8 protein-coding genes and 1 pseudogene are annotated in these 5,990 nt (G+C 68.8%); 4 read left to right on the plus strand and 5 right to left on the minus strand.

Annotated elements, in window-relative coordinates; all coding sequences use genetic code 11:
• From FV222_RS15200 to FV222_RS15210, 3 genes are all read right to left on the minus strand, one after another.
• A partial coding sequence (locus tag FV222_RS15200) for an HPP family protein (RefSeq protein ID WP_348644939.1) occupies positions 1–219 on the minus strand: 219 nt, incomplete at its 3' end.
• Between the two features lie 302 nt (positions 220–521).
• Positions 522–1,772, minus strand: a complete 1,251-nt coding sequence (frc, locus tag FV222_RS15205) for a formyl-CoA transferase (RefSeq protein ID WP_147764255.1) — start codon at positions 1,770–1,772, stop codon at positions 522–524.
• Positions 1,773–1,974: 202 nt separating this feature from the next.
• Positions 1,975–2,394, minus strand: coding sequence for a PAS domain S-box protein (locus tag FV222_RS15210; RefSeq protein ID WP_147764254.1), 420 nt, complete (start codon positions 2,392–2,394; stop codon positions 1,975–1,977).
• Between the two features lie 366 nt (positions 2,395–2,760).
• On the opposite strand from FV222_RS15210, the gene FV222_RS15215 reads away from it, so the two are divergent.
• Positions 2,761–3,204: an OsmC family protein gene (locus FV222_RS15215; protein WP_147814925.1), complete on the plus strand. Its 444-nt coding sequence runs from the start codon at positions 2,761–2,763 to the stop codon at positions 3,202–3,204.
• A gap of 44 nt (positions 3,205–3,248) precedes the next feature.
• Entirely contained in the window at positions 3,249–3,614 is a 366-nt protein-coding gene (locus tag FV222_RS15220; protein WP_147814927.1) for a nuclear transport factor 2 family protein, read from the plus strand.
• Here the strand turns inward: FV222_RS15220 and FV222_RS15225 are convergent.
• Positions 3,611–4,621, minus strand: coding sequence for an NAD-dependent epimerase/dehydratase family protein (locus tag FV222_RS15225; RefSeq protein WP_147814929.1), 1,011 nt, complete (start codon positions 4,619–4,621; stop codon positions 3,611–3,613). The genes FV222_RS15220 and FV222_RS15225 overlap by 4 nt on opposite strands.
• A gap of 333 nt (positions 4,622–4,954) precedes the next feature.
• On the opposite strand from FV222_RS15225, the gene FV222_RS15230 reads away from it, so the two are divergent.
• Entirely contained in the window at positions 4,955–5,212 is a 258-nt protein-coding gene (locus FV222_RS15230) for a hypothetical protein (protein WP_147750947.1), read from the plus strand.
• Between the two features lie 83 nt (positions 5,213–5,295).
• On the opposite strand, the pseudogene FV222_RS31210 reads toward FV222_RS15230, so the two are convergent.
• Positions 5,296–5,470: pseudogene (locus FV222_RS31210) on the minus strand (SRPBCC domain-containing protein); the annotation flags it as partial.
• Between the two features lie 295 nt (positions 5,471–5,765).
• On the opposite strand from FV222_RS31210, the gene FV222_RS15235 reads away from it, so the two are divergent.
• Positions 5,766–5,990 (plus strand): hypothetical protein (locus FV222_RS15235; RefSeq protein ID WP_147814931.1); only part of this gene is annotated, 225 nt, incomplete at its 3' end.

Below are 5,990 nucleotides of genomic sequence, written 5' to 3' on the forward strand. Positions count from 1 at the left end.
GGGCTGCGCCAGCGGGCTCGCGGGCACGGCGAACAGCAGCACCGCGGAGGCGCCCATCGGCGCGATCAGGAAGGGCAGGGCGGTGGTCGGCCCCAATGCCCAGGCCGCGAGCGCCCCGGTGACGAGGATGCCGAGCATTGCGCCGAGCGCCGAGCGGGCGCGTTCCCGCAGGCTGAGCGGCGTCGCCGCCGGAACGAACCGGCGCCAAAGTGGCTGCATGGATCCGAGCCTTCGCGTGTTTTAGGGACGCGCCATTCCGACACCCGCGAAGGCCGCCGTCGTGCACCGCCGACAGGATCAAGCGCGGGTCCCTTCTCCCAGGGGGAGAAGGACAGGATGAGGGGCGTGAGTTTTCCGTCGAGGTCACGCCCCTCACCCCAACCCTCTCCCCCTGGGAGAGGGGGCCGTTCGGTGCTCCGCGCGTTCGATCAGATAGCTCCGAAGCAGCAGCAATGGATATGGCGGAAGCCGCCCCCGAGTCCTCTCGGACCGGAAGCGGCTTCGCTAGATCGTCGAACCGATCAGACCGCGCGGGCCTGGTGCAGCTCCTCGATCTGCTGCTGGGTGTAGCCGAGGTCGACCAGCACCTCGTCGGTGTGCTCGCCCAGCAGCGGCGACGACTTGATCTCGACGGTCATGTCCGAGAACTTGATCGGGCTTCCGACCGTCAGGTACGAGCCGAGATGGGGGTGAGGCACCTCGACGACCGTGCCGCTGGCGCGAAGGCTCGGATCGACAGAGATCTCCTTCATCGACATCACCGGCGCGCAGGGGATGTCGAACTTGCGCAGGATGTCGACCGCCTCGAACTTGGTCTTGTCGGCGAGCCATTCCTCGATCGTGCCGAAGATGTCCATGATCTTGTCCTGGCGGGCGGACGCGGTCTTGTAGGCCGGATCGTCGATCCACGCGTCCTTGCCGATCGCCCGGCAGATCGGCGCCCAGGCATGGCCCTGGATCGTGAAGTAGATGTAGGCGTTCGGGTCGGTCTCCCAGCCCTTGCACTTCAATACCCAGCCGGGCTGGCCGCCGCCGCCGGCGTTGCCGCCGCGCGGCACCACGTCCGTGAACGTGCCGTGCGGGTATTGCGGGTATTCCTCCAGGTAGCCGAGCGCATCGAGGCGCTGCTGGTCGCGCAGCTTCACGCGGCAGAGGTTCAGCACTGAATCCTGCATCGACACGGCGACCTTTTGGCCCTTGCCGGTCTTGTTCTTCTGGTGGAGCGCCGTGAGGATGCCGATGGCCAGGTGCATGCCGGTGTTGGAATCCCCGAGCGCCGCGGCGCTGACGGTGGGCGGCCCGTCCCAGAAGCCGGTGGTGGAGGCGGCCCCGCCCGCGCATTGGGCCACGTTCTCGTAGACCTTCAGGTCCTCGTAGTGGTGGCCGTCGGAGAAGCCCTTCACCGAGGCGACGATCATGCCCGGGTTGAGCTCGTTGATCCGCGGCCAGGAGAAGCCCATCCGGTCCAAGGCGCCGGGGCCGAAGTTCTCGACGAGCACGTCGGACTCGGCGATCAGCTTCTCCAGGACCTGCTTGCCCTCGGGGGTCTTGGTGTCCAGCGTCAGCGAACGCTTGTTGGAGTTCAACATCGTGAAGTAGAGCGCATCCGCGCCCTCGACGTGGCGCAGCTGGTTGCGGGTGACGTCGCCGGAGCCGGGGCGCTCGACCTTGATCACGTCGGCCCCGAACCAGGCCAGAAGCTGCGTGCAGGCCGGACCGGCCTGGACGTGGGTGAAGTCGATGATCTTGATCCCCTCGAGTGGCTTGCTCATCGTCGGCTTTTCCTCTCTTCGCGTGGACGGATGGCGACGCCGATCCTGGATCGGTGACGCACTCGGTGATCGAAGGCCGGGCTCATCTTCGGAGCCTCGGTCGGCGGTCACGTTGCTCTCGGCCGGATCTGCTCTCGCTTGCGAAAACCGGCCTTGACCTTGAATTCGTTGCCCGTTTCCGACGGGAGATCTTGATGATTGCTCAGGCTTCGAGCTCGGCGATGCGGCGGCGCATCGCCCGCTCCGCGTTCCAGCGTTCGGTCTCGTCGCGGATCACGGCGGTGATGCCGGTGACGGTCTCGTCCGCGTCGAACAGCATGCTCACGGTGAACGCGATCGATAGCGAACGACCGTCCTTGTGCAGGGCCGGCACGCGCAGCACCTCGGCGCCGTAGCGCGTCACCCCCGTCCGCATGGTCTTGTGGTAGCCGTCCCAGTGGCGCTGGCGGTGCCGGTCGGGCGTGATCAGGTCGAGCGTGCGCCCGATCGCCTCCTCCGGCGTGAACCCGAAGATGCGCTCCGCCGCGGCGTTCCACACGACGATCGCGCCGTCGGCGTCAGAGACCACGATCGCGTCGCCGGCATTCGAGACCAGTTGTTCGAAGTCGATCGCCCGAGACATGCAAGACGCTCATCGTTCCAGGACCCGTCGTCCGCCGCCGGTGGGCGAGGTCGTCGGTCGCGCGACCCGCGGGGGATGACGGCCGCGAGCGGAAGGCGGGATCAGCGGTCGGGAATTCGGCCAGGCATGGAAGCTCTCCCTGCGGCGGAGGCGGGCCGGGCTCGCGATCGCTGAGAACGATCCGGCCTCGGCTCGATTCCTTATATGGTATGTGGTATGCCAGAGCGGAAATCGCGTCAAGGCATGCGGAGCCGACCCGGCGGCGCTTCGGTTTCAAATCGCAGATCTGTCAGGGGCAAGTCTGTCAGAGGAGGTGCCGGAACGCGGGGCGCGGCCGGGCATTCGGCAGGGTGGGGAGGACGCGGGATGACGGCGGCGCCGAGCATCACGATCACGCAGGTCGGCGACTACGTCTTCAGCGTGGATTTCAGTAAGGCCCTGCCGGCCCTGCGGGTCGACGAGGCGGAGCCGATCGGCGGTGGGACCGGGCCGCATCCAGAGCAGTTGCTGATCGCCGGCGTTGCGAACTGCCTGTGCGCCAGCCTCGTCTTCGCATTGGGCAAGTTCCGCCAGGACGGAGGCGGCGTCTCGGCCGAGGCCACCTGCCGCATCGGGCGCAACGACGACGAACGCCTGCGCATCGTCGGCGTCGACGTGCGGATCACCCTGGGCGCCACCGCCGCCGACATGCCGCGGATCGACCGGGTCCTCGACCAGTTCCAGCGGTTCTGCACCGTGTCCGAGAGCGTGAAGCTCGGCATTCCCATCGCCGTCTCGGTGCGTGACGGCACCGGGGCGCAACTGACCTAACCGGCGGTTCGAAGAACCCGCCGACCATCACGAAAGGAACAGCCATGTCGGACATGCACAGGGACGGCGCCGAGGCGCCGGAGGCGCTGGCCCGCCTGTTCAACCAGCGCGCGAACGCCGGCGACGTGGAAGGCCTCGTCGCGCTCTACGAGCCGGAGGCGGTGCTGGCCGCCGGCCGAGTCGTCGCCAGCGGGCACGCCGAGATTCGCGCCTTCTACGCGGACCTGCTGGCCCGCCGTTCCGAGTTTCCGGCCGCCGAAATCCTGCCCCCCTTACGCAACGGATCGATCGCGATGACCTTCGCGCGGCTGCCCGACGGCACGCTCTCGGTCGAGACCGCCCGCGAGCAGGCGGACGGGACCTGGCGCTGGGTCATCGACCAGTTGAAGATCAAGCCGACTGAGAGTTAGGCGCCATAGTAGTCGCGGTACCACCGCACGAACCGCTCGACGCCGGCCTCGATCGGCGTCGCGGGGGCAAAGCCGACGGCGGCGGAGAGGTCGTCCACGTCGGCATAGGTGGCCGGCACGTCGCCGGCCTGTATCGGCAGCATCCGGCGCACCGCCTTCACCCCGAGGCACGCCTCCAGCACGTCGATCAGGTGGAGAAGCTGCACCGGCCGGTTGTTGCCGACGTTGTAGATCCGGTAGGGCGCGAGGCTCGTGCCGGGATCGGGGCGTACGCCGTCCCAGGCGGGGTTCGGGGCGGCGATGCGCTCGGCCACCCGCACGACGCCGTCCACCACGTCGTCGACGTAGGTGAAGTCGCGCTGCATCAGCCCGTTGTTGAACACCGAGATCGGCTCGCCCGCCAGGATCGCCCGGGTGAACAGGAACAGGGCCATGTCGGGCCGGTACCAGGGCCCGTAGACCGTGAAGAAGCGCAGGCCGGTGGTCGGCAGCCGGTAGAGGTGGCTGTAGGAATGCGCGAACAGCTCGTTCGCCTTCTTGGTCGCCGCGTACAGGCTGACCGGATGATCGACGTTGTCGTGGACCGAGAACGGCATCTTGGTGAGCGCGCCGTAGACCGAGCTCGACGAGGCGTAGACCAGGTGCTCGCAGCCGTGATGGCGGCAGCCTTCGAGGATGTTCAGGAACCCGTCGACGTTGCTGCGGGCGTAGGCGCGCGGGTTCTCCAGCGAGTAGCGCACGCCCGCCTGCGCCGCGAGGTGGACCACGCGCTTGAACCGGTGCTCGGAGAACAGAGCGTCGACGGCCGCGGCGTCGGCGATGTCGAGCCGCAGGAAGCGGAAGCCGGGACGGCCTTCGAGCCGGGCCAGCCGTGCCTGCTTCAGGCCGACGTCGTAGTAGGCGTTGAGGTCGTCGATCCCGACGACCGGGCGCCCGGCCGCGAGGTAGCGCTCGGCGACATGATACCCGATGAATCCGGCGGCCCCCGTGATCAGTACCGGATCCATCAGCGTCTCCCTCGCGCCCCGGCGTTCCGCAGCCCCATGTCCCTAGCCCATTTTGCCGGTGCGGTGGATGCGGGCGCGCAGCCGGGGCGGCCTGCTGCGCGGACGGGGGGGAAGACCTCGGCCGGCGCGTCGCCGCGGATGCTGACTACTGAGGCGGGGCACCGGGAGTGAGCAGAGTCCGCACGAACGCGGGTCGTTGCGCGCGGAATCCGTGCCTGAGGGGGAACCCCTGCGCGACGGCCGAAGTTCACCAGCGTACGCCGACGCCGCATCGGGCTGCGGCGCCGTTCGAGGCGGGTGTTCCGCCCCTACAGACGACCCAAGGACTTCTCCATGAAGAAAGTGTTCCTGATCGCCGCGTCGCTGACCCTCCTGTCCGCGACCGCCTTCGCCCAGGGGAACTCCCCCTACAACCGGTCCGGCCCCCAGGCCGGCGGCCCGCGCGCCGGCATGGAGCGCGCGATGGGTGCGCCGGGCGGCACGCCCGACATGGATCCGGCGATGCGCCCCGGCATGCGGCCGATGGGCCGGCCGATGATGCGCCACCAGCGCCGCCACCGCATGATGCATCACCGCCGTCACCGCATGTGATCGGCGTACGATCGGTTCGCCGGTCGAAAGGAGGGCCGCCCGCGAGGGCGGCCTTTTTTCGTTTTCGGTCTCGATGCGAGCCTTCAGAGGGTTTCCGCGAGCGCCACGATTTGGTCGGCGCAGATGCCCCAGCTCCTGGTGGAACCCCATCGCCTCGTGCGCCTCGCGGTCGGCCACGCTCCAGTGCCGGGCGACGGCGGTGTAGCGGCACCCGCCCGCTTCCGGCACGAAGGCGACGACCAGCGTCATGAACGGCTTGGCCGAGGTCGCGCTCGGAGACGGCGTCAGGGAAGCGTCGGCTCAGTCATGCGAATCTCAAGGTGTCACCGTGACGGGGGCTCCGACTGGTTTCAACCGGACGGACGCAGCGGCGATCGAGGCGATCCAACCGCCGGCCTCAAGGGCGACCATTGCCCGCTGCCATCACGAAATCCGGAACCGGGAGCGACACCGCCGGCGGTTAACATGGCGGTAACCATGACCGCCGAGAACCCGTCGCGGAACGGCGGCGCCCTCCGCATGCGCCCCGGCAACTCTCCAAGGAGTGACGACCATGGCGCCCGGCTACGTGATCGCCGCCTGTTTCGAAGGCACCGGGGCGATCGGGATCGTGGTGGCCCTGCGGCTGCTCCACGCCGAGCAGCGCGCCAAGGCCGCCGAACTCGCCCGCTTCTTGCGATCCGGACAGGTCCCGGATGCGCCGAAGGTGAAGGTCGTCGCCGAGGCTCGCCCCGCGCCGGCGCTCCGGCTCGGTCCGACCGCGCGACCGGCCCGCGCC

This window comes from Methylobacterium sp. WL103, from assembly GCF_008039885.1.
In the GTDB taxonomy this organism is placed as follows: domain Bacteria; phylum Pseudomonadota; class Alphaproteobacteria; order Rhizobiales; family Beijerinckiaceae; genus Methylobacterium; species Methylobacterium cerastii.